General features: G+C 65.7%; 14 protein-coding genes. 6 read left to right on the top strand and 8 right to left on the bottom strand.

Annotated features, from left to right (window positions below; all coding sequences use genetic code 11):
• Positions 1 to 12: 12 nt before the first annotated feature.
• Positions 13 to 2,613, bottom strand: a complete 2,601-nt coding sequence (locus VGM20_10175) for a DUF5916 domain-containing protein (GenBank protein ID HEY4101232.1) — start codon at positions 2,611 to 2,613, stop codon at positions 13 to 15.
• Positions 2,614 to 2,765: 152 nt separating this feature from the next.
• Between VGM20_10175 and VGM20_10170 the strand changes: the two genes are divergently transcribed.
• Positions 2,766 to 3,224: a CBS domain-containing protein gene (locus VGM20_10170; protein ID HEY4101231.1), complete on the top strand. Its 459-nt coding sequence runs from the start codon at positions 2,766 to 2,768 to the stop codon at positions 3,222 to 3,224.
• Between the two features lie 27 nt (positions 3,225 to 3,251).
• On the opposite strand, the gene VGM20_10165 is transcribed toward VGM20_10170, so the two are convergent.
• The 5 genes from VGM20_10165 to VGM20_10145 all read right to left on the bottom strand — a co-directional run bounded on the left by VGM20_10165 (position 3,252) and on the right by VGM20_10145 (position 10,502).
• The gene (locus VGM20_10165; GenBank protein HEY4101230.1) at positions 3,252 to 4,676 is read right to left on the bottom strand and encodes a serine hydrolase domain-containing protein; all 1,425 of its coding nucleotides are present in this window, start codon (positions 4,674 to 4,676) and stop codon (positions 3,252 to 3,254) included.
• 64 nt (positions 4,677 to 4,740) lie between these two features.
• Positions 4,741 to 5,190, bottom strand: coding sequence for a MaoC family dehydratase (locus VGM20_10160; protein HEY4101229.1), 450 nt, complete (start codon positions 5,188 to 5,190; stop codon positions 4,741 to 4,743).
• 9 nt (positions 5,191 to 5,199) lie between these two features.
• A complete protein-coding gene (locus VGM20_10155) occupies positions 5,200 to 5,544 on the bottom strand; it encodes a response regulator (protein ID HEY4101228.1) in 345 nt (114 codons plus the stop codon).
• Entirely contained in the window at positions 5,544 to 7,322 is a 1,779-nt protein-coding gene (locus VGM20_10150; GenBank protein ID HEY4101227.1) for an ATP-binding protein, read from the bottom strand. The genes VGM20_10155 and VGM20_10150 overlap by 1 nt, the downstream gene beginning before the upstream one ends.
• Positions 7,323 to 7,376: 54 nt before the next feature.
• Entirely contained in the window at positions 7,377 to 10,502 is a 3,126-nt protein-coding gene (locus VGM20_10145) for an ankyrin repeat domain-containing protein (GenBank protein HEY4101226.1), read from the bottom strand.
• A gap of 234 nt (positions 10,503 to 10,736) precedes the next feature.
• Here VGM20_10145 and VGM20_10140 point away from each other — a divergent pair, with 234 nt between their 5' ends.
• Complete coding sequence (locus VGM20_10140; protein ID HEY4101225.1) at positions 10,737 to 11,252, top strand: DinB family protein; 516 nt, start codon at positions 10,737 to 10,739, stop codon at positions 11,250 to 11,252.
• Between the two features lie 97 nt (positions 11,253 to 11,349).
• On the opposite strand, the gene VGM20_10135 is transcribed toward VGM20_10140, so the two are convergent.
• Entirely contained in the window at positions 11,350 to 13,353 is a 2,004-nt protein-coding gene (locus VGM20_10135) for a Xaa-Pro dipeptidyl-peptidase (protein HEY4101224.1), read from the bottom strand.
• 484 nt (positions 13,354 to 13,837) lie between these two features.
• Between VGM20_10135 and VGM20_10130 the strand changes: the two genes are divergently transcribed.
• From VGM20_10130 to VGM20_10115, 4 genes are all read left to right on the top strand, one after another.
• A complete protein-coding gene (locus VGM20_10130) occupies positions 13,838 to 16,921 on the top strand; it encodes a response regulator (protein HEY4101223.1) in 3,084 nt (1,027 codons plus the stop codon).
• On the top strand, positions 16,918 to 17,883 hold the full coding sequence (locus tag VGM20_10125) for a diguanylate cyclase (GenBank protein ID HEY4101222.1): 966 nt from the start codon (positions 16,918 to 16,920) through the stop codon (positions 17,881 to 17,883). The genes VGM20_10130 and VGM20_10125 overlap by 4 nt, the downstream gene beginning before the upstream one ends.
• A 90-nt stretch (positions 17,884 to 17,973) precedes the next feature.
• Positions 17,974 to 18,804: an isocitrate lyase/phosphoenolpyruvate mutase family protein gene (locus tag VGM20_10120; protein ID HEY4101221.1), complete on the top strand. Its 831-nt coding sequence runs from the start codon at positions 17,974 to 17,976 to the stop codon at positions 18,802 to 18,804.
• Complete coding sequence (locus VGM20_10115) at positions 18,801 to 22,091, top strand: glycoside hydrolase family 38 C-terminal domain-containing protein (protein ID HEY4101220.1); 3,291 nt, start codon at positions 18,801 to 18,803, stop codon at positions 22,089 to 22,091. The genes VGM20_10120 and VGM20_10115 overlap by 4 nt, the downstream gene beginning before the upstream one ends.
• Positions 22,092 to 22,133: 42 nt before the next feature.
• Here VGM20_10115 and VGM20_10110 read toward each other — a convergent pair whose 3' ends face one another.
• Positions 22,134 to 23,438 (bottom strand): diguanylate cyclase, encoded by a 1,305-nt coding sequence (locus VGM20_10110; GenBank protein ID HEY4101219.1) that lies wholly within the window; start codon positions 23,436 to 23,438, stop codon positions 22,134 to 22,136.
• Positions 23,439 to 23,626: the final 188 nt, after the last annotated feature.

The raw sequence follows: 23,626 nt of genomic DNA, 5'->3' as shown, positions 1-23,626 counted from the left end.
CGGCGCCGGGGCTCAACGATTGAGCCAGTAGGAGACCTTGACGAGAAAGGTGTTATCGGGAGGGAGATGGAGGAGGTTGTCGAAGTCGCCGGAGAGTCCCCGCGGATTGGCCACCGGGTCGAAGGCGTTCCTCCCCTGCGTCCAGACGAGGAAAATCGTCGATCCTGGCCGGTACTCCCACCGAACCACGAAGTTCGAGTTGAACTGCCGGGAATCGACGCCACCGGGATTGTTGGTCACGGTTGTATCGCCGTACGGGCGGTAGCGCGCGTCATACGCCGCCGCGGCAGGATTCGCCAGTTCCCGGACGTTGGAGTACGTGCCGCGGCTCACAAACGGCGCGAGATACCACTGAATTGAAAGGACCGTGCTGACGGCATAACTCAGATTGGCCGTCAGCGACACCGTGCGCTGGTCGAGGTGCGCAAAGGTGTAGTGCACCGTTCCGGCCGAATCGGTCACGTTGTTGTACCACTGGTTGTCGCTAATGTTCCTGGCGATCGACGCACCCAGCGACGCCGAGAGTCGAGTGGATGCATTCACCGTGACTTGCGGGCTGATGTTCAGGGTGCTGTTCCGGCCCGCGTCTCCCCGGAAGTAATTGCCGTTGATCGACGGGATGATCCGGTGCCGGTCGTCGCCCTGGATCGTCCACCACGGTGCGACGTAGGGATCCTGCCGGATCGCCGGCCCACCGCGTGCACACCGGTCGCACCAGGTGGCGCCGAGCTGGCCAAGGGTCCCGCCGGTGCGCAACCACCAGTGATTGATGAACTGGATGTGCACGTTGGTGTTGGCGGCGCGCTCCGTCGGCAATCCCGCGGCCGACCACCACTGCCACCAATTGAGGTTCCATTGCAGCCGGTTGAACACCGCGTTCGGTCTGTTGACGAAAATGCCGAACCAGTTGTTCCAGCTCTGTTGATCGGCCTGCAGGAGGAAGCCGAGGTCGTTGATCTCGAACCCCGGCGAGCGGCGGAGGTAGCTCGTTTCGAAGTCGGTGTGCGTACCGGCGATCTTGGCGAGCTTGATCTCTTCGGCATCACCGGTCATCGACGTCCGCGTGGAATCGAATGTCAGCGGACCGCCGGGTCGCTGATAGAAATGGACCGGATCGAGCTGCGTCTGGGCGATCGCCGAGCGACTGCCGTCGACGCGGGAGAGATCGAGCGAACCGGTGAGCTGGAAACGGCGCCCGGCGAACTGATGCCGGAAATCGAGGGCGCCGACGTACGCATCGCTGTGCAGGTCAGCGCTCGACCAGTGATCAAGGGTTCGATTCACGCCGGTGAACATGAACCCGAAGCCGCTGGCGCCGCCGTCCAGGTCCTGGGTGGCGCGAAGCACCGCATAATTGGTCGCCGGCTCGATCGTGGCGTTTCCGGCTCCGGCCTCGCGTTGCGTCACGGCGTCGATGGCACCGATCGACAATCCGCTCGCCAGCTGGCCAGTGAGCTTGCCGGCGCCGAGAATCGTGGTCGCCGTGGGGGACGTGGTATCGCCGTACAGAGATGACAACTGCGGCGCGCGGCCGATACGCCGCGAGTAGAACAGATTCTCGTTGTTGCAGTTCACCTGACTGCAATTGACGTTGAACTGAAACAGCCCGTTGCCTTCGACGAAGAAGGGACGCTGCTCGGGAAAGAACGTTTCAAACGCCGAGAGATTGAGGACCGAGGGATCGGCCTCGACCTGACCGAAATCCGGATTGATGGTGCCGGTCATGGTGAGGTTGGAGGCGACCGCGACCTTGAAGTCAGCGCCTCCTGAAAGCTGCTGGCTCCTCCCGGGTCCACCGGTCGTCGCCTGCGTGACGTTGCGGGTCACGAAGTACGGCGCCAGTTCGATGCGCCGCGGCGACGCCAGGGAGTCGAGCCCTGCGAGCTCGCCGAATTGCGACGCGAGTCCCGGTGCCGAGACGCGGTACAATGGCCAACTCGATTGTTCGCCGGTCCGCTCGACCGTCCTCGCGAGGGTGAACCCGAACTGTGTCTCCGCTTTGGCCGCGTGACGGAGCTGCGACAGCCGGAACCGGAACTCCGCCGTCCACCCCAGTGAATCGACCCGGGTGGCGACATCCCAGATGCCGTCCCACGCCATGTCTTCATTCCCGTCCTGATAGATCGCCGCATCCGTCTTGACGCCGGCCGGATTGACGTCGAACTCGTACCCGGACCGGCGGTCGTGATACGAATCGATGTAGACGGTGATCAGATCCGATGGAGTCATCGCATCGCGCCGAGCCATCAGGCCGACGATACTGTCGGGGTGCGCGTCGAAGGCGCGCACGAAGACGTAGAGGTAGTGCGCGTCGTAGGCGACCTTCGCCATTGTCCGAAAGTGCGGATCACCGTTCTCCACCGGCCGAAACACGCGAAAGCCGGTGATCTCCGGTGCACGTTGCCACACTGCATCGTCGGCGCGACCGTCGATCACCGGTGCCGTCTCGGCCCGGATCGCCCGGACTTCGCGAACCGGAGAGCCCGACGTTCCAGCGGTGACCACCCCGACCGCCGCGGTCTGCGCTCTCTGGCCGACGCACCGGACCGGAACAGCGATGACGGCAAGAAATGCTGGCAGTGCGGTCACGATGCGCGTCGAGCGGCGGTTCATGAACAAGTCTGACGCGCATCGTCGAAAAAGAGTTGCACCCCGAGACGATCCGCATCGGCGCGGTCATACTCCGTTCAACCCAACCGATAATCGCCGGATCGTTCGGTGTCCCCTGAAACTGATCTGGAGTGCCCGTGCGCGTCTATGACCTGATGACTACCCCTGTCGTGACCATCCGCGCCGACAAGCAGCTCCTCCTGGTGGAGGAGGTCATGCAGTGGCATCATATCCGGCATGTCCCGGTGGTGGGAAACGATGGGCAGATCGTCGGCATCGTGAGTCATCGTGATCTGATGAGCGCCGCCGTCTCGACCCTGGCGTTCACGGTCGCGGCGGCCGAACGGCGCCAGCATCTCGCGATGTCGGACGTCGAGCGAATCATGAAGCGGGATGTGATTTCGATCGCCCCCGACGCGCCGGTGCAGGAAGCCGCGGCGCTGATGCGCGCCAGGCGCGTGGGATGCCTCCCGGTGGTGGACGACGGCTACCTCGTCGGCATCGTGACCGAGTCCGACATGGCGCGGCTGGTCGAACAGCTGCAGACCAGTGCACTCGACCAGGTGCGGCGACCGGTCCCGCGAACGAGTTCGCGTCCCGCGACTGCGGCGTGACCGGATCGTTCAGTCGCGCTGCCCCCGCTACTGTCCCGCGATCTGATACTGCTCCAGCTTGCCGTCGGGCATGGTGAATGTCGAAACCACCATGTTCCGATTTCCCGCGCGAATCCGGAACGACCGATACGTCATCCCGCCGCGAAGCGATTGCCCCCCGGGGGAGAAGGTCGTCGGCGCACCGAGCGGCCCGAGACTCGACTCGAAATCTGCCACGGCCTGCGTGCTGAAATAGGCATTGGCGTTGTCGGTGAAGAGCGATCGGTCGATCGTTCCGTGCTGCAGACCATCGAAGATTCGCCGCGCCTGCGCCGTCGCCCGCTCGGCGTCACGATCAACGGCGGTGAAGAGGACGTCGGCGATCCGATTCGCAATCTGTCCTGACGCGCCGGTTGCATCGAGGTTGGTGAGGACCACGATCGCCGCGCGATCATCGGGGTAGATATTGTTTTCGGCAGTGAAACCGGAGACTTCGCCGCTGTGGGAGATGAGTCGGTGCCCGTTCGCCAGGCCAACATCCACGCCGAGACCGTAGCCGGTGCTCGTTCCGTTGGCGAGAAGGACCGTGGTCTGCTGGGCGCGATACGACGCGGGCTTGAGAATGGCCTGGTTGATCACCGACATGTCCCAGCGTGCGAGGTCGCTCGCGGTCATCGCCAATTCACCGGCAGCGAACATCCATCCCCGCCCTTCCTTCGGCGCCGGGCGCACCGGCCCCAGCGCATAACGCAGATACCGATCCGGATCAGCGGGACCGAGACCGGCGTCGTCGGTGATGACGACGGACTCCATGTGCAGCGGCGTGAAGACTTCCTTGCGGAGAAAATCCACCAGTGATGTACCGGTGATCTTCTCGATGATCATTCCGGCGAGGACGTAGTTGGTGTTGCTGTACTGCCACCGTGTCCCCGGGTCAAAGTCGAGTGGCTTCCTTGCCCACCCATCCGCGATCGCGCGCGCGGTCGTGGGCTTCAGCATCGGGGGCATGACATAGTCCTGCGGCCAGAAATCCTCGTAGCCCGAGGTCATCGAGAGGACCTGTCGCACGGTCACCTCGTTGGCGCGCGTCAGATCGGGTAGCCAGCGGCCGACCTTGTCGTCGAGCGACAACTTTCCCCGCTCGGCAAGGAGGAGGATCGCGGTCGCGGTGAATTGCTTGCTGACCGACCCGATGCTGTATCGCATCGTCGGACTTGCCGCGAGCGCCGGTTCAAGCCGCGCCGAGCCGTACGCCTGCGCGAAGACGATCTCTCCGTTCCGAACCACTGCGATCGAGGCACTCGGCGCGCCAGTGCGCGTCAGGACGTCGTGCGCGGCCGAATCGATCGCTGTCTGCGTCGATGCATCGAGCGTGTTCTGCGCGGACGCAGGGGCGGCGAGAGCTGCCGAGGCGAGCGATGTGATTGCGAGAATGACGAGCGAGCCACTCGACTTCATCGGGGACTCCGGCATCGATTGAATGTGGTGAGTCGACAACAGCACTGCTTCAACGCGATTGTGCCTGACGCTGCAGCGTTCAGTTCGCCGGCCGCTTCGGCACAAAGAGATTGGCGACCAGGATCTGGACGATCACGCCATCCTGATTCCGCGTCTCGCTGCGCACCGCAACCAGGCCGAGTTCCGGGCGGGACTTCGACGGGCGCATCGACGCGACCTCGCTGTAGACGCGCAGGGTATCGCCGGGGCGTACTGGATTGGGCCACGAGAGCTCGCCACCCACACCGATCACGCCGCCGGCCAGTTGCATCGGACCGGTGACGAGCAGTCGCATCGTGACCGCGCCGGTATGCCACCCGCTCGCAACCAGTCCCCGGAAGAGCGAGTGCCGGGCGGCATCCGCGTCGGTATGAAATGGTTGCGGATCGTATTCGCCGGCAAAGCGGATGATCTCCGTCTCCGTCATCGTGTGCGCACCCGAGACGAACTGCTGGCCGAGATGGAGGTCGTCGAAATAGAGGAGGGGCATCCGCGGCCTCTAGTTGAGCATCGCGAGCAGCGACGGAAAGTCGATCGGCTTCGTCATCACTCCGGCGGCCCCCTCGCGCTCCGCTTCCGCGAGCCGGTCAGCCGCGGTGTGCGCCGTCATCAGGACGACCTGGAGCGACGGGTCGCACTGCTTCATCGCTCTGAGCGCCGCCACACCGTCCATCCCCGGCATCATGATGTCCATCAGGACGACCGGATAGCGATCGGCACAGGCGACGGCCACCGCTTCGGATCCCGAATGGACGCCCCGCGATTCCCATCCGCGCAATTTCAGGATATCGCACAGCGTCCGCACCATCGCAGGATCGTCATCGACGACCAGGATGCGGCGCATCAGGTGGTGACCCGCGCAGCAGCCGGCATGGTGATGGTAAAGGTCGCACCGCGCGTCCCGTCGTTGGCGACGGTGATGTCGCCGCCGTTGGCCTGCATCAGGGCACGGGAGACCGCGAGACCGAGCCCGATGCCGCGCGCCTTGGTCGTGAAGAGCGGCTCGAAGATCTGATCGAGGAGTTCGGGCGGCACACCGGGGCCGGAATCGGTCACCTGAAGCTTCACATCGTCGGCACCGATCCCTTCGGCCGTGATGATGATGCGACCACCCGATTCGCCCATCGCCTGGACCGCGTTGGTGACCAGATTGCCGACGACCTGGCCGATGTGGATCGGATCGACCTCAACCATCGGGACGTCGCCGTCGAGACGCACATCGATCCGGACGCGCGGCGCCGGCGGGAGCCGCTGCAGCTGCGCCATCACGATGTCGCCGATCGCCGTTGGCCGGCGGCGCGCCGGTGTCGCGCGGGCGAAGTCGAGGAGATCGCCGACAATCCGCGTGGACAACGCGATCTGCTCGCGGAGCAGCTGCAGATAATCACGGACATCATCGGGTGGCGATTCGAGCACCATCTCGAGATAGTAGATCGCATTGCTCATGACCCCGAGCGGATTCCGGAGCTCGTGACCGACGCCGCCGGCGAGCTGGCCGAGCATCGCAAGCTTTTCGCGACGCACCAGCGCTTCCTGCGCCGCCTGCAGCTGGTCGAGCGCGCTGTTCAACTCTCCGGTCCGTTCGGCGACCTTCTCCTCGAGGCGTTGCCGCGCCTCATGAATCTGGTGCCCCATCAGGTCGAACGATGTCGCCAGACTTCCGAGCTCGTCGTTGCGGCCGGTGGGGATCGACTGCGCGCGGCCACCGGCCGCCAGTGCGTCGGCTGCGTCGGTGAGTTGGCGCAACGGCGTGGTCAAGCGGCGCGTGTAGAGCCACGACGCGATGCCGCCGAGCAGCACGCAGAGCAGCGTGACCAGGAGCACGCGACGAAGAAAGGCCTCGGCCGGCTGCAACACCGCATTCATCGGTGTCTCCACCGAGAAGAGCCACGGTGTTCCGTCGAGTGGCACAAACCCGGCGAGCACCGGGCCCTGGGATGAGTCGCGCGTGTATTCGACCGGGAGCTGCGAACTGCGGGGTTCGAGCGCGGGGCCAGGAACAACCTTCGCAAAATCGGTCCAGTACGATCCGTCACGATTGCCAAGGAGCATCGTGGCGCCGATCGCCTTGCGAGCTTTCGGACTTGATTCGCCCGCATTCAAGCCGCGGCGCCACTGGACGATCATCACGCCGGGATGATCGTCGATCGTGCCGGTGACCGGGTAAACGAGTGAATCGTGCACCAGCCGCAGACGGCCGACCGCGCCGGAATCCCGCGGCGGAATGGCGGGCGGAAAATCGGATGGGACGTCGTCGAAGGCCGTGTCAGTGCTCAGCAGCACGGTGCCGTCGGCGCCAATGATCTGCGTGGCAAGCACCTGTCCAGCGCGACCGGCAAGTGCGGCCACGGCAGCATCGCGTGCCGCGGCGCTCGGCTTGCCGAGGTATGTCTTGAGCGGGTCGCGCCGCGCCGCTGCACGTGCCGCTGACACCAACTGCGGGCCGGTTCGCTGCCCCGATCCCACCAGCCGGACCAGGTCACCGATATGCTGCCGCGCCGCATTGACGGCGGTCTCGCGAACCTGCAGATACGAGCCCACGGAAATGCCGGCGCCCACAAGGAGCATCAGGCCGGCGACAACGAGCGGCAGTTTCTGACCCAGGGAAAGTGGCCTGGCCATGCAGGGTCCGATCGTGCGTGATGTATCTATTCTAAACGCAACGGCAGATAGATGTCAGCGCGGCTGCTCAGCGCCTGGTGCGGTCGCCGCCGTACCATGAGCCGGGCCAGCGCGCAGGAGCTTGCCGAGCCGTGTCATGCCATTGCGCTCGGCGATGTCGGCGGCGGTGCGGCCGTCGTGGTTCACGATGCGCGGATCGGCGCCGTTTGCCATGAGGAGCGTCGCCAGATCGACGGCGCATGCTTCGTCGTCGACTGGCAGCCACATCAGCGGAGTCTGTGTGGCCGAGCGGCACTGAGCGAGATCGGGGTTCTCGGCAATCAGCTCTCGAACGCGCTCGATCTTGCCGAGGTACACCAGTTCCCAGATGTCACGGCTGACGCCACTCAGATAGTTGATCATCGATTCCAGGCGGAAGTGTTGCGCCGCACCGAGCGCCGTGTTGTGATAGTTGCCGCGGATGGAGTCGACCTCGGCTCCCCTCGCGACGAGCAGGCGGGCGACGTCAACCGCATTGCTCCACGCCGCGACGTGAAGCGGTCGTTCGCCTTCCCGGTCAACCGCCTCGACTGAGACACCGGCATCGATCAGCGTCCGCACCGCATCGACGTCCTTTCGCTTCACCGCCTCGCCGATCGCGAACGCATCGGTTCGAAGATCGGGATGCCGAGCCACCAGCGCTCGCGCGGCCGTTGATTCGTGGCGTAGTGCCGCGCCAAGGAGTTGTTGTGCGTTGGTCAACGCGATCGGCACATGCGCGGCGCCATGAGCAATCAGCAGGTCGGCGATCGCATCGCGCCCGCCGCGAACCGCCAGTTCGTACAGCGACGCCTTGGGATGCATCTTCGCCAGCGGAGGTTCGGCGTTCGCATCGGCACCGTGTTCGAGACACCATCGCGCCAATTCGACATCATCATTCGCAACGGCAATGCCGAGGTACCATCGCGCACCCGATCCGTAGTTCCCCATGTTCAACATCATCCAGGCGGGATCTTCCCAATCCCGGCCGAGGCCGAGTTTCATGGCGCGAGCGTACGCGAGCTGCAGGAACCAGAGGACCTTTCCCTTGAACCCGATGTTGTATCCCACCTGCTGATCGTATTGGTTCGCGCCGTTCGCCAGGAGGAGCCGGCTCAGTTCGTCGCGTCGCGGGTGCGCCGGACGGTCCTCCTCGCCTTCGCCGATGACACCAACCAGCGGCGTGTAGCGCGAATCGCCGGCCATGAAGTACGCGTTCGGATCGGCACCGCGATCGAGAAGGAGTTGCGCGATCGCGATGGCGTTCTCTGCTGACTCCTGGAGCGGCAGCCGCGCGAACGAGAGATAGAGCAGCGATGCCCATTCCTTGGCGGGGAGATTTCGTTCGGTATCGCCAACATTGCCCGGCGCCGACCGCGTCACCGAGTGGCGAATCGGCGCATTCGCCAGTTGCGGTTCTGCGGCGAGCCGCCGCTGCACATCGGCGAGGTTCCCGCAGACGATCGCCGTCGCGAAAGTCGCCCGCTTCAAGTCGGGATGATCGGCGAGGAGCCGCATTGCCGCCGACCGCACTCGCAGGTGATCGGAGGCGCTGCGGATGTGATGGTCGGGACAGGCGAGTTCGAGGAAGCGCGAGACGACTTCCGCCGGCACTGCAGCCCCCAGCTCCTCGAGCACCGCGATCGCGTCGTCGTGACCGAGCGCCGCGGCATAGGCGAGCGGCGTCCATTCGCCCTTGAACCACCAGTCTTCCCGCGGCGGCACGCGAAGATACGCATGCATTGGACGTTCGAGCACCGATCGATCGCCCACGACCAGCTCTCGAATGCGATCGTGGCGATGCTGATCGATCGCATCGAAGATGTCGATGGGCGATTCGATGAGTAGTTTCACCACATCGTCGTGCTTGCCGTACGCCGCCCACCCGACCGGTGTCGCGGCATAGACAGTGTCCCGCGCCGCGACCCGGGCGCCGTGCGCGAGAAGCGCCTTCGTTGCCGCAATGTTTCCCGCAAACGCTGCGGCATGAAGCGCGGTATACCCGAACGTTCCGTCGACAGACGTGCTCTCGTCGTCTTCGGCGTTGACGTCGGCACCACCGGCGATGAGCGCATCGATCACGCGCGCAGAGCCGCGTTCCGCTGCCCGCACGATCAAGGTGCCGAGGCGGTGCCCGGGGTGCAGCACATCCGGATCGTCGCGATGCAGGCGCCGGACTTCATCGGGACGATCGAGCGCCACGGCGGCAGGAAGTTCGATGCGCGCGCCCGCGGCGATGAGGTGATCGACCATGTCGCGCTGGCCGTCAAGCGCGGCCTGGTCGAGCGGCGTCAGTCCCGCGGCGTCGCGGCGATCGACCGGTGCGCCAAGTCGGAGGAGCAGATCGAGCGCGCCGAGCTGCCGCTTCACCACCGCCAGGTGGAGTGGCCGGCGACGGCGGTTGGTCCGGTCCATCGTGCGATCGAGCTGTGCCCCGTCCGCACGCGCGATCGTCTCGATCGCGGCGAGATTTCCGGTGACGATCGCCGAGAAGATGTTGTGCCGCGCACCGTGCGCCAGGAGGTATTCCACCACCTCCGGCCGCGCCGATCCGAAGACCGTCGCCCACCCGATCACCTCGAGGTCGTGGTCGTCGCCGGCTCCGATCATGTCGGATCCGTGCTCCACCAGGAGCCGGATGATCGGCAGCTCTTCCCTCTCCGCCGCGAAATGAAGCGGTAACGCGTTGTCGCCCTCGTCGCGCACGTCGGGATCAGCTCCGCGCTCGAGCAACAGCCTCACGACGTCGACATGCGACCCACCAACGGCAAAGTGCAGCGCCGAGCGAAGCCCGATGTGACCGCGCAGCATTCCACGTGCACTGACCATTGCTGGATGCGCGCCGAGCGCGAGGGTTACCGCGTCGACGTCGCCGTCAGCGGCGGCTCGAAGGAACCGGGTGAGCGCCGCCGCGTCGATGCGAACCGGCTCTGCGCGGGCGGCCGCCACCGCAGCGATGAGGTCGCTCCAACCGGCGACGCCGAATTCCCGCGCAAGTGCGTGCTGCACCTGGCGGAGCCCGGGGGCGGGCGGGACCGGAGTGACGGCGCGGGCGAACCGGGCGCCGGCGCCAGCGTCACCGACACGAAGCGCCTGCAACCAACGCTTCGCTTCCCGCTTGAGGTTGTCAATGGAGGTGGAGGGCGTGATACGCCTGGACACGATCCTTCTCCCGTAGTGCCTGACGTCCGCTGATTTCAGGCCGGAAGAAGGTGATGGCCTTCTGGACTGCCGGTTGGGTGGAGTCGAAACCCCTTGCCGCGGACAGGTGGCGCCCCAAGGCGCGCTATCGGAGAAGGAAACATTCGCGTCGCCGGGCGTCAACCGCTGCCGCTGCGGTCGAGCTATACTTTCCGCTCTCATAGCCCCATCCCACCCCGCACTCGAGAGAGGCCCATGCGCGCCCCAGTCCTGACGATGTTCCTGCTCGCCGTGCCCGCGCTCGCCGCGCAGGCTCAATCACCGGTGGCCACCGCGTTCCGCACGCTGGAGGCGGGCCGGGCAAGGAACCTGATTGCCGCGGCGGAAACGATGCCGGCGGACAAGTACGCGTACAAGCCGACGCCCGCCCAGATGACGTTCGGCGCGGTCGTCATGCACCTCGCCGAAGGGAATGACTATCTCTGCGGGTCGATCGGCGGCGTGGCCGCGCCGAAGCGGACACCGCTTGCCGAAACCGCAGGCAAGGACGCCCTGGTGGCGCGGCTCAAGGAAACGTTTGACTTCTGCACGACCTCGCTGGCATCGCTCGACGATTCGAAGCTCGACGAGCAGCTGCCGTTCTTCGGTCGCAAGATGTCGCGCGCCTCGGAGATGCTCGAGACCGCCGGTGACTGGGCCGATCACTACAGCCAGGCGTCAGTGTATCTCCGCATGAACGGCCAGCTGCCGCCCACCGCCAAGAAGCCGTAAGTCAGGGCTGCAGCGCGCACCGGAACGGTTCAAGCCGCAGAGCGATCCGTTGCTCTGCGGCTTGAATGTTTGTGCAGATGTGCCGAAGACGCGAGCGCTACATCCCGCCGGCTTTCGTCACCGCCGTCGTGCCGCCGACGATCGGAATCTCGAACGCCGAATGCGCCAGGTCCACCGTGAGTTCGGTCCCGGGCCTGGGCCAGAGCGTGAATTCGCGATCGCTCGACATGATCATGACGGCGAGCCGCTTCCCGGCAGGAATGAATTCGTCGTCCGGTTCGAGGTCGAAGGTGAGATCGTAGAACTTGCCGGGCACGAGCTGTTCTTCCGGAATCGTCGACTCGTAATTGCCGCCCTTAATGAGCGACTTGTAGTTCCGGATGTCGGCCCACCCGCGTGAGACCACCCCTTCGTGACTGCCGCTGCCCACGTTGGCCGAATCATAGGGAAGCATGACCAGCCAGACGGACAGATTCGCGGCCGGCTTGCTCGAGGCGATCCGCAGCGTGACGCGCGGCGTGCCGGAGACATGCACCGTGTCCGTAAACGTCCCGGTCGCGTACAGCAGCCGGTGATCGGACCGATCGGCGGCGGCGTTGGCGCTGCCGCTCATCGCGACATCATCAACAAGTTTCTCGGTGGCTGCACCGGCGGCGGCAAGCGACAATCCGCCGACACCAGTGCCGCCGGCGGTCGGATGGAATGCGACTGGCACCGACCCCGGGATCGGGAACGAAGCGAATGGTGTGGGATAGGGCGACGGCGGACCACCGCGTCCCCGTCCTCCTCGACCACCGCGACCACCGCGACCCGTTGCCGCAGGAGGCGGTTCCGGCGACGGATGTGCCGCCACCGAATCGCGCCACGCCTGCTCGAGCGCGACACCCTTCGGTGCCTGCATCCTGGCATCCTGCACGATCCAGACGGGAGGATCCTTCTCGACGCCGTTGTCGACACCGTAGAGGTAGTGCGAGAACCAGCGGTTGACCATGTCGGCTGGCGGATTCCCGCCGTGACCATTGGTGTGCAGGTAGATCGACACCGGCTTGTGCAGCGCCTTCATCGCGTTGTAGATGCGGACGCTATGCTCGGAGACGACGTTGTAATCGTTGAAGCCGTGCGCAAGAAGCACTGCTGCCTTGACTCCCTTGAGGTGCAGCAGGAGATCGCGATCGGCCCAGAACTTGTTCATGTCGCCGCTGGCGCGATCCTGGCCGGTCACGCCGGCAAAGATCCCGTTCTTCCAGATCCGGTCGCAGTTGGCGCGATTGGCGGTATCGCCGCTGGCGATGAAATCGTAGAGCACGTCGACATCTTCGCCGAGATATCCTGCCGGCGAACGGTCGAGGCCGTTGGTCCGGTAGTAATGGTAGTACGAGGTGTTGGGCGAAACCGGAACGACGACTTCGAGCCCCTTCACACCGGTCGTCGCCGTGGCGAGCGGGATCGTCCCCTCATATGAGGTCCCGATCATGCCGACCTTGCCGGTCGACCACGAGGTCGCCTTGATCTCCACGTTGCCGGTCTTGGTGGTGAAACCCTTGGCATTCCCGGTCAGCCAGCGCACTGTCGCGGCCGCGGCATTGCGTTCGGGATAGTCGCCGACGGTGGGACACCCCGACGACAGCCCGCTGCCTGGGGCTTCGGAGTGCACGACGGCGAACCCGCGCGGAACCCATTCGTTCACGAGTGACGTGGAGATCACCGGCCGCGGGGACTTGAAGTCGGGATTGTTCATCTTCCCGCGGGGCGGCGGCGTTGCACCAACCTCGACCTGCACATCCCAGTTCACCTGCGGATGTCCCGTGCCTGCGAAGTAGGGACTCGACGCCATCACGATCGGCACCTTGAGCCCGTGATCGGTTTGCGCCGGACGGGTCACGTCAACGTGCATGCGGTCGGGTTTGCCATCGTGGTCGGAATCGAAATCAGTCTCGACCCAGAGCTCCTGATGGATCCACTTCGAGGGGTCCTGGAAATCGGGAACGACCTGCGCCTGGCCGTCCTTGAAGACCGGACCGGCGGTCTGGGCAGAGGCACGAACGCCGGCGAACGCCGACACTGCGAGCGTTGCGGCCACCAATCGGCAGCGTGAAGACATGAACAACCTTCGGCGAGACGTGATCAGCTGTGGAGGGGGAGGCGAATAGTAATGGTTCGCGGTGGCGCCAATTCGAGATGCAACGGCGTCAGTGATGCCCCAGTGCCACCGCAATGAAGACGAACGCGGCGATGACACAGATCGCGACGATCACCCAGCGGAGCCAGCGGGGATAGACATTCGCCATGGTCGATAAGGTAGCCCAGCCGGTGCCGGAGTGGTCGGCTAGCCGTCGGATAATTCGACAGTTCGGACCGCTGCATAGGGCCTGATCGTCGCCAGTTGCTCTGATCAACTGTCAAAAAACTGACCGTTCCATCCCTCTCAAGGAGCGCCGCGGAGACAAGTTCCAAGTCGTTACTATATAGCGAGTTAGGCACGAACGCCAATCCGTCAGCAATCCGGAGATGTACTGGACCTGTCGGGTCGGCCCACAAGCTGCCTTGCTTCTCTCCGAATCATTTCCTTCTCTCGGGAGATTGCGGTGACCGGCACATATGATCTGCGACTCGTCGGACTCTCGGTGCTGATCGCGATGGGCGCTTCGTACGTCGCGCTCGACATCGCGGGCCGGGTCGCGCAATCGAAGGGACGCGCGTGGGCAACGTGGCTGGTCTGCGGCGCCGCGACGATGGGGTTCGGGATCTGGTCGATGCACTACATCGGGATGCAGGCGTTCTCGCTCCCCGTGCCGGTGCAATACGATCTCCCGACCGTCTGGCTCTCGCTCATCGCGGCCATCGTGGCGTCGGGGATCGCCCTGCTCGTCGTGAGTCGTCCGCGTCTCGGCTGGAGCGGGGCGATCGGCGGCTCGCTCGCGATGGGAAGCGCCATCGTCGCGATGCACTACATCGGCATGGCGGCGATGCGGATGCCGGCGCGGGCGGCATGGAACGATGCAATCGTGGCGCTGTCAGTCGTGGTTGCGATCGTGGTGTCGCTGGTCGGTCTCTCCCTCGCGTTCTTCTTCCGCTCCGAAACGCGCGGCGTCGCGCTCCTCAAGGTGGGGAGTGCTGCGGTGATGGGCGTCGCGATCGCCGGGATGCATTACACCGGGATGGCAGGGGCGACCTTCTCCCGTGCGCCGATGCACGTGGACATCGCCCATGCGATCGAGATTCCGTCGTTCGGCGTGGCCGCGATCTCGATCATCATCTTCGGTCTGGCGCTGCTCACGGCCGCCGTCGATCGACGTTTTTCCGCCAAGGGAATGCTCCTCGCCGCCAGCGAGGAACGGTACCGGCTGCTCTTCCAGCGGTCGCTCGCCGGCGTCTATCAGAGCACGCCTGACGGCCAGCTGGTCGACTGCAATGAGGCGTTTGCCCGGATCTTCGGCTATACCTCACGCGACGAATGCCTGCAGCAGCGGATGGACCGTCACTACGCCAGCGTCGAGATGCGCGACACCTTTGTCCGCCGGCTCCTCGAGCAGCAGCGGCTGACGGATTTCGAGAGCTGCCTGAAGAGGACCGATGGCACGCCGGTGTGGGTGCTGGAGAACGCCACGCTGCTCGACAGTCCGAGCGACGGCCAGCTGATCGAAGGGACCTTGATCGACATCACCCAGCGCAAGGAAGCCGAGCGCGCCCTGGTCGATGCGATGTCGGCTGCCGAAGCGGCCAATCAGGCGAAGAGCGAATTCCTGGCGAACATGAGCCACGAAATCCGCACGCCGATGAACGGCATCATCGGAATGACCGAACTCGCGCTGCTGACCGAGCTCACCGGCGAGCAGCGGTCGTATCTCGATACCGTGCGCAATTCCGCCGACGCGCTGCTCGCCGTGATCAACGACATCCTGGACTTTTCGAAGATCGAGGCGCGCAAGCTCGATATCGAGTCGATCGATTTCGATCTCGGCACCGTGCTCGACGAAACGATGCGGGTCCTCGCACCGGCGGCACACGCCAAGGGACTCGAACTCGCCTATCAGGTCGACCAGAACGTCCCGGCCGCGCTGGGCGGTGATCCGGCCCGTCTGCGCCAGATCGTGCTCAACCTCGCCGGGAACGCGGTGAAGTTCACGTCGGCAGGCGAAGTGGTGCTGCGCGTCGCAGTCGAATCACATCGCGACAATCGCCCGCTGCTCCACTTCAGCGTCACCGATACCGGCATCGGCATTCCGCTGGAGAAGCAGGCGACGATCTTCGAAGCGTTCACCCAGGCCGACAGCTCAACCACCCGGCGATTCGGGGGCACCGGCCTCGGGCTCGCGATCGCGAGTCATCTGGTCCGCCTCATGGGCGGCAGGATCTGGGTCGAGAGCGGCGCTGGACGCGGCAGTGTCTTCCACTTCGTGTTGCCGTTCGACGTGCGAGCCGAACAGCCCGCTGCGAAGGGGCATGCCGAACTCGCGGATCTTCGCGGCACGAGCGTCCTCGTCGTCGACGACAACGCCACCAACCGACGCATCCTCGAGGACATTCTCGGATACTGGGGGATGGTGCCGACGATCGTCGACGGCGGACGCGCAGCCCTGCAGGCGATGGAGCGCGCGCAGGCGGCCGGGACGCCGTTCCCCTTCGCCCTGATCGATTTCCAGATGCCGGAAGTCGACGGCTTCCAGCTGGCCGAAGAGATCCGTCGCCGTCCCGAACTCGGCACCCCGATGATCATGATGCTTTCGTCGGTGGGCCAGAACGGCGACGCCGCCCGGTGCCGGGAGCTCGGCATCGATTCGTATCTCACCAAGCCGGTCCGCCAGTCGGTGCTCCTCGACGCGATGCTCTCGATCAAGGCGATGAAGCAACCGGCGGTGCCGATGCCTGCCGCCAGTCCGCCGGTGCGAGTGGCGGGACAGCCGTCGCGCCGCGTCCTCCTGGCGGAAGACAATGTTGTCAACCAGGCCGTCGTCGCGGCGATCATGCGGACGCACGGCCACTCGATCGTCACCGTCGAGAACGGCGCGCAGGCGGTTGCCGCCGTCCTCCAGAGCGAGTTCGACGTGGTGCTGATGGACGTGCAGATGCCGGAAATGGATGGCTTTGAGGCTACCGCGGCGATTCGTCGCAGCGAAGCCGGGTCCGGTCGTCACATCCCCATCATCGCGCTCACGGCACACGCGATGAAGGGCGACCGCGACAAGTGCCTCGCGTCCGGCATGGACGCCTATCTCTCGAAGCCGGTGCACCCGCGGGAACTTCTCGCGGCGATCGACGAACTAGTGCTGCGCGGCGGCAGCACCCCCGTTCAGCCTGAGCCGGTGGAACCGGTGGAGCACGAGAGCGCACTCGACGGCGTCGGCGTGATGGATCGGGTCGAAGGCGACGTCGATCTCCTGCGCGAGCTGGTCGCCCTCTTCCATGCCGAAGCCGTCCGGACCCGTGCCCGGCTGCACACTGCCCTCGAGGAGGGCGACGCCAGGCGCGTCGAGCGACTCGCCCACGCGCTCAAGGGCTCGGCGAGCAACCTCGGCGGCGTCACGGTCGCGCGGATCGCGCAGACGCTCGAAGCGATGGGTCGCGACAATGTCCTCACCGGCGGAACCGCACGACTGGCGCAGCTCGACCGCGAGATCGAACGGATGAATCGCGAGCTTGCCAGTCTCACGTCGCGGGAGGCCGCGTGAGAATCCTGATCGCGGATGATGATCCGATTTCGCGCAAGCTGCTCGAACGCACGCTCCTCCGCCTCGGCCACGAGGTCGAAGTCGTCTCCGACGGCCCCGATGCGGTCAACGCGCTCCTGCGCGCCGACGCGCCGCGGATGGCGATCCTCGACTGGGAGATGCCCGGCGCCGATGGTCTGGTCGTCTGCCGCGTGGTACGCCAGCGCACCGCGCCGTACATCTATCTGATCCTGCTCACCGGCCGCGACCGGCGTGAAGATGTCATCGCCGGACTGGAGTCCGGTGCCGATGATTTTCTCACCAAGCCGTTCGACGTGCTGGAACTGCAGGCACGCATCCGCTCGGGCGACCGCGTGCTCCAATTGCAGGAAGGATTGCTCGAAGCGCAGGAAGCGCTGCGGGTGCAGGCCACCAGCGACGACCTGACCGGGCTGTCGAACCGCCGGGTCATTCTCGAGCAGCTCGACCGCGAACTCGGCCGCGCCCGTCACGAGCGGAAGCCGCTCGCTGTCGCCATGGCCGATATCGATCACTTCAAGCGGATCAACGACCTCCACGGACATCCCGGTGGTGACGCCGTCCTCCGCCACGTGGCGCGGTGCTTTCAGATCGAGGTCCGTGCCTATGACGGCGTGGGTCGGTACGGCGGCGAAGAGTTTCTCTTCGTCCTCCCGGGATGCGAGGGCGACGAGGCCGCGGTGGCGATGGAGCGGGTGCGCAGCCGGGTCGCGATGAATCCGCCGCAATGGGACGGCAAGCCGCTGCCGGTCACGCTCAGCGTCGGCATTGCCTGGACCGGCCCCGGCGAATGTGACTCGGCGACGCTGACACACACCGCCGATGAGGCGCTGTATCGCGCCAAGGCCGCCGGACGCGACCGGATTGACATCGAACGGCGACGCGCCGGATCGAACACCGCAGATCGCCGCCCGGCGATCAGCATTGCCCCCGCGGCGGCCTAGCGACCGATCGCTCCGATCCCCGCGCCTGCCCTCGCTGTAACTTCCTCGGTCTGCCGCGGCGACGCCGCGCACCCGCACCAAGGATGAGCGATGTCGGATCAGCGAGTACCGGCCGATCAGTTTGTGGCGCTGCACCAGCGCGCGGGCGCATTCGTCATTCCTAATCCCTGGGACGCAGGCAGCGCGCGCCTCCTCGCGCATCTGGGGTTCGAGGCACTCGCCACCACCAGCGCCGGCTTTGCGTTCTCCATCGGGAAGCAGGACACCGCTGTGAGCCGCGACGAGATGCTGGCGCACGTGGCAGCGATCGCCGCGGCGACGCCGTTGCCGGTCAGTGCCGATCTCGAAAATGGCTACGCCGACGCGCCACGCGAGGTCGTCACGACGTACCTCCGTGCAGCCGAGGCGGGAGCGGTTGGCGCGTCGATCGAGGATGCGACCAACAAGCCGGGCGATCCGATCTACGACATCGAACTGGCGGCGGATCGCGTCCGCGCCGTAGCGGAAGCCGTTCACGCACTCCCCTGGCCTTTCACGCTCACCGCCCGCGCGGAGAATCACCTGCATGGCCGGCCGGACCTCGCCGACACGATCGCGCGATTGCAGGCGTACCAGCAGGCCGGTGCCGATGTGCTGTATGCCCCCGGCCTAATCACCGCCGACGACATTGCTGCAGTGGTTCACGCCGTCGACCGGCCGGTCAATGTCCTCGCGGGCGTACCCGGATTCACGCTCGATCGCGCCACGCTCGATGCCATCGGCGTACGGCGCATCAGCATCGGCAGCGGCCTGGCGCGCGCAGCACTTGGGGAATTTCTGCGGGCGAGCAGGGAGATGCGGGATCGCGGCACGTTTTCCTTCATGGATGACGTCGTCCCCTTCGCCGAGGTGATGGGGATGTTGAAGACGCCCGATCGGTGACGACCCTCCGCACCTTCCTGCTCCTCGCCGACACGCTGACCCGCGCGCTCGGCGCGCTCCCCGCGGGCACGACCGACGGATACGCGCGGACGATTCGCGGCGAACGCTTCACCTACATGTCGGCGCATCCGACGTCGCACACCTCGCTCCTCGTCCGGTCGGTCGACAGCACCAATTCCGCGCGATGGATGACGGCGCCGGTGTCGCCGGCCGCGGGACCGATGCGGCATGTCGTCTTCCTCGCCGCCATCGACGTCACCGATCCCGGCCACGCGCCGGTGCGATTCTGGGTCACTGTCAACGGGACCCATCGCTTCGCGGTCCCGCAGCCAACGACTACTACCGCAGAATGGTCCGTTCCGGGAGTCGACGGAATCGCATGGCACTTCCGACGATTGATGATTGATCGATTCGGCGACGTGCACGGCGTGGTCACCCTCGACGTTCCCGGCGCGCTGGCACCCGCCGGTGCGCCGGTACTGCTCGACGTGCATGGAGAGAGTGTCGCGCGGCAGAGCTGGTTCATTCTCTACACCGTGTCGATGCAGCCAACGGTCTCGGCCCATGCCGAACAGATGCTGGCTCGTACCAGTCACGGCGATCAACAGACGATCCGGCTCGATGCATGGCATCCGTTTGACACGACCACGGTCGCCGTCAGTATCAATGGCACCACCACGCAGACCGATCACCTCGCGGCCGGCGCCACGACGATCCGCGTCACCGTCCCGGCGGTGCAGCGACCGACCAGGGTGGCACTGACGATTCACGGTACCGGCTCCGACGCCGCGTTCGCCGCCTTGCCGCTCGCACCGGTGATACCGCGCGAGATCTACCTCATCAATCACGATCACCTCGACATCGGCTACACCGATCTGCAGCCGGCGGTCCGCCTGAAGCATGAGCGCGCGCTCGATAGTGCACTGGCGTACATCGACCGCAGCCGGGGGAGTCCGGTTGGTGCGCGGTTCCTCTGGAACGAGGAGGGACTCTGGCCGCTCGAGGATTATCTCGCGCACCGTCCGGCGACCGACACCGCGCGCGTGCTTGCCGCCGTGCGCCGCGGCGACATCGCGCTGAGCGCGCCCTATGCCAACCTGATGACCGGGCTGTCGGGGAGCGAAGAGCTGATTCATCTCCTCGACTTCACCCGGCAACTCCGGCGCACCACCCACGTGCCGGTGACGATGGCAATGACGAGCGATGTGCCCGGCTTCACATGGGGGATGGTGCCGGCCCTCACGAGCCAGGGCGTTCGCTACCTCTCCAGCGGGCCCAACGAAACCGACCGGATCGGCCACACGCTCGACGCGTGGGGCGACAGGCCGTTCTGGTGGATCGGGCCGAGTGGCAATGATTCGCTGCTGGTGATGTTGGCCGGGCGCGGCTATTCGTGGGTGAATGGCTGGCCGAAAGGGCGACTCACCGTCGACGACGCCAACGTGATGAGCGAGTACATGGATACGCTCGTCGCGCACCGGTATCCGTGGCAGATCGTGCAGGTTCGCGTCGCAATCTTCGGCGACAACGGCATGCCCGACGGACAGCTTGCCGACGAAGTGCGCCGCTGGAACGAACGGTACGTCAGTCCGAAACTCGTGATCGCGACGCTGCCGCAGATGTTTGCCGCGATGGAGAAACGGTACGGGCCGCAATTGCCGCGCATCCGCGGCGACCTCACCGGCTACTGGGAGGACGGTGCCGCCAGCACGCTGAGGGAAGAGATCGCCGCACGCGAAGGGGTCGCGCGACTGACGGAGGCGACGACGCTCGCGACGCTGCGGAGGCTCCACATTGGCGCAGAGATCTTCGACGCGGCGTGGCGCGATGCGTTGCTCTGGGACGAACACACCTGGGGCGCAGATCGCAGCGTCAGCGACCCTGATCTCCCGATCGTCACGGAGCAATGGCGCATCAAGCAGGGATTCGCGACCGCCCTCGATTCGGTAAGTCGCGCGCTGCTTGCGACGGCGTCTCGACCGTTTCGCCCGGGGATCGGACTCGACGTCTGGAACACCCATGAATCGATCATGCGTGGCGTCGTGCGGATTCCGGATTCGCTCTCTCGCACCGGCGACCGAGTGACCGATTGGCATGGTCGCACCTTCCCCGCGCAGCGGTTGCGCGACGGATCGCTCGCCGTGGGGGTCGAACTCGCCCCGCTCAGTGCCACGAATCTGCTGATTGGACCCGGCACCCCGACGCCAGTGACCGACGGAATTCATGCCGCGAGCGACTCGCTCTGGAATGGCGACGTCGCCGTTCACGTTGATTCTCTCTCCGGCGCCGTCGCGAGCGTGCGCTGGCGCGGTCACGAGTTGGTCGATCAGGCGCGCGGCGGCTGGGGACGCTATCGCTACGTGCTCGGCCGCGACACGAGCCGCGCGAAAGACGCATCGCGGAGCAGAATCGAAGTCGTCGAGAACGGTCCGCTGGTCGCGACCCTCAGGGTGACCAGCGAGGCTCCCGGCGCGGCGTCGCTGGTTCGCGACGTCACCATCGAACGCGGCAGTGCCGCGGTCACCATCACCACCCATCTCGACAAGCTCGGCGTCCGCGACAAGGAGTCGGTGCACATCGGCTTCCCCCTCGCAGTCCCCGGCGGCACAGTGCGGATGGAGCAGGGTCTTGCCGTCGTGCGGCCAGATCTCGACCAGGCGGTCGGGGCCAACCGGAATTTCTATCCGGTCCAGCGATGGCTCGACGCGAGCAATGCAACCTTCGGCGTGACCGTTGTCAATCCAGACTTGCCGTTGTGGGAGCTCAACGGCCTGACGGCGGAAGCGTTTACTCAGCCTGACGGACGCGACGAGTGGCTGACACACGCACTGCCGGGCACGGAACTGATTGCCTACGCGATGAACAATTACTGGCACACCAACTTCAAGGCCGATCAACCTGGTCCGGTGTCGTTCATCGTGCAGCTGGTCCCGCACGACACCTTCAACGCGGCGGACGCGACGCGCGAAGCGATCGCGATGACCGAACCGCCGATCGTGACGCGTGCGCAGGCGACGCCGGATTTTCCGGTCGACCCTCCGCGTTTCAGCCTCGACGATGCCGATGTCGTCGTCTCGAGCATCGCCAATGCTGCCGACGGAAAAGGATGGATCGTGCGGCTCTGGAATCCCGGCGAGCGCACCGTCAGTACCAGTTTCCACTGGAGCGGCCACGGCGTTCCGCGGCTCTGGCTCAGCTCACCTGCCGGGGAGCGGCGGGTCATCGTGTCAGCGAACCGGATCACGATTCCCGCACTCGGCGCCGTGACGGTACGCGTCGAGAGATGATCGGAGAGGTGGTAACGGCCCCCCGGCTGCGATCGACTGACTCTACGCTTCCTCACCGCTGACGACCACGCGATTGCGGCCGGTTTCCTTGGCTCGGTAGAGCGCGGCATCCGCTGCCGCCACCAGCGTCGCCCCGTCGGATGCCGAGTGTGACATCGCCACGCCGACGCTGACGGTCGTCACCACGCGGCTCCCGCCAATGGTGACCGATGCTGCTCCGACGGCTTCGCGCAGTCGGTCGGCGGCACCGCGAGCAGTGGTTCGATCGCCCCCGGAAAGGAGTGCCGCGAATTCTTCGCCGCCGGTACGAAAGAGGCGATCGAACGGCCGGATTGCCGCGAGCAGCGACGCCGCTGCCGAGCGCAGCACCTCGTCGCCCGCAGCGTGGCCATGGACGTCATTGACCCGCTTGAAATGATCGAGGTCGAAGAGCACCAGCGCGAACGGCTCGCCGAATCGCTCCTGGCGGGCGAACATCTCGATCAGCGCTTCGTCGAACGCGCGGCGGTTGAGGAGACGCGTCAGGCTGTCGCGGCGTGCGAGATCGGCGAGCGCATCCTCGGATTCGTGGATCCGCCCGATCATCCGGTTGAATTCCTGGGCAACCCGATGCAGTTCGGGTGGGACCGTCACGTCGATCCGGTGCTCCCGGTCCCCTGCGGCAAAGCGCTCGGCGCCGCTCACGAGCCGTTCGACGCTTCCCGAGATCACCCGGCCGATGATGATCACCCCGACGAGGATCGCCAGCGCAGAGAGAATCGCGGCTGCAACGGCAAGCCACTCGGATCGCTCGACATCGCGCAACGCCTGATCGTGATCGGCGTGAACATCGGCAGCCAGGTCTTCGTACAATGCCCCGAGCTTGTCGTCTGCCGAGTTCACCAGGCCATGGAATTCGTCCATCTGCGCGGCGTTCGCCGTGTCGCCCGCGGCGCGCCGCACCGCGAGGACGCGCGTGGCGATGCGGTCGGCGCTGGTCCAGTCGTCCTCGGCCCGCGCGACCAGCGAACGGAGGGCGCTATCGCGCTGCATCCGGGGACCGAGGTCCGCAAAGAGGGATTCGATCCGTCCCCGCGCTTCGCGATAGGCTGCCGGATCGCGCGGATCCCCTTCATCGACGAAATCATCAAGCGGCTCGGTGGCATCGGCGAGAAGAAGTCGGAGTCGCTGGGTCGGATCGAGCTGATTGCGCTGCCGCGCCGCGACGTCCTGGAATGACGCCACCACGCCGCGGCCGAGCACGAGGTAGCCACCGATCGCGGAGGCGCCGAGCGGGAGGATGGCCACCGCCATGCCGATCGCGATCCACGAGCGAAGCGATCCGCCCTTCCAGATGGCATGCAGCATGATGCTGCTCCTGTCGGATGGTGGGACGCACGGTTGTCGGGTCGGTTGGTCGCAGTATAACCGGTTGAGGTGTCGCCTTGTGCCACTTGGTCAGTGGTCACATTTTTCGGGCTCGCCATCATTCCGCAAATCACCGCCGCCGCACCGAAAGGGATTTGGATGACCGCCCCGGCGCAGGCCTGTACCAA

The organism is Gemmatimonadales bacterium, from assembly GCA_036500345.1.
In the GTDB taxonomy this organism is placed as follows: Bacteria; Gemmatimonadota; Gemmatimonadetes; order Gemmatimonadales; family GWC2-71-9; genus Palsa-1233.
The sequence above is the reverse complement of the archived record's forward strand: the minus strand, read 5'-3'. Positions and strand labels throughout refer to the sequence as shown.

What these genes read in the sequence shown, in the direction of transcription:
- VGM20_10175 (HEY4101232.1), bottom strand. Translation starts at nt 2,613, where the DNA reads ATGAACCGCCGCTCGACGCGCATCGTGACCGCACTGCCAGCATTTCTT.
- VGM20_10170 (HEY4101231.1), top strand. Translation starts at nt 2,766, where the DNA reads ATGACTACCCCTGTCGTGACCATCCGCGCCGACAAGCAGCTCCTCCTG.
- VGM20_10165 (HEY4101230.1), bottom strand. Translation starts at nt 4,676, where the DNA reads ATGCCGGAGTCCCCGATGAAGTCGAGTGGCTCGCTCGTCATTCTCGCA.
- VGM20_10160 (HEY4101229.1), bottom strand. Translation starts at nt 5,190, where the DNA reads ATGCCCCTCCTCTATTTCGACGACCTCCATCTCGGCCAGCAGTTCGTC.
- VGM20_10155 (HEY4101228.1), bottom strand. Translation starts at nt 5,544, where the DNA reads ATGCGCCGCATCCTGGTCGTCGATGACGATCCTGCGATGGTGCGGACG.
- VGM20_10150 (HEY4101227.1), bottom strand. Translation starts at nt 7,322, where the DNA reads ATGGCCAGGCCACTTTCCCTGGGTCAGAAACTGCCGCTCGTTGTCGCC.
- VGM20_10140 (HEY4101225.1), top strand. Translation starts at nt 10,737, where the DNA reads ATGCGCGCCCCAGTCCTGACGATGTTCCTGCTCGCCGTGCCCGCGCTC.
- VGM20_10135 (HEY4101224.1), bottom strand. Translation starts at nt 13,353, where the DNA reads ATGTCTTCACGCTGCCGATTGGTGGCCGCAACGCTCGCAGTGTCGGCG.
- VGM20_10120 (HEY4101221.1), top strand. Translation starts at nt 17,974, where the DNA reads ATGTCGGATCAGCGAGTACCGGCCGATCAGTTTGTGGCGCTGCACCAG.
- VGM20_10110 (HEY4101219.1), bottom strand. Translation starts at nt 23,438, where the DNA reads ATGCTGCATGCCATCTGGAAGGGCGGATCGCTTCGCTCGTGGATCGCG.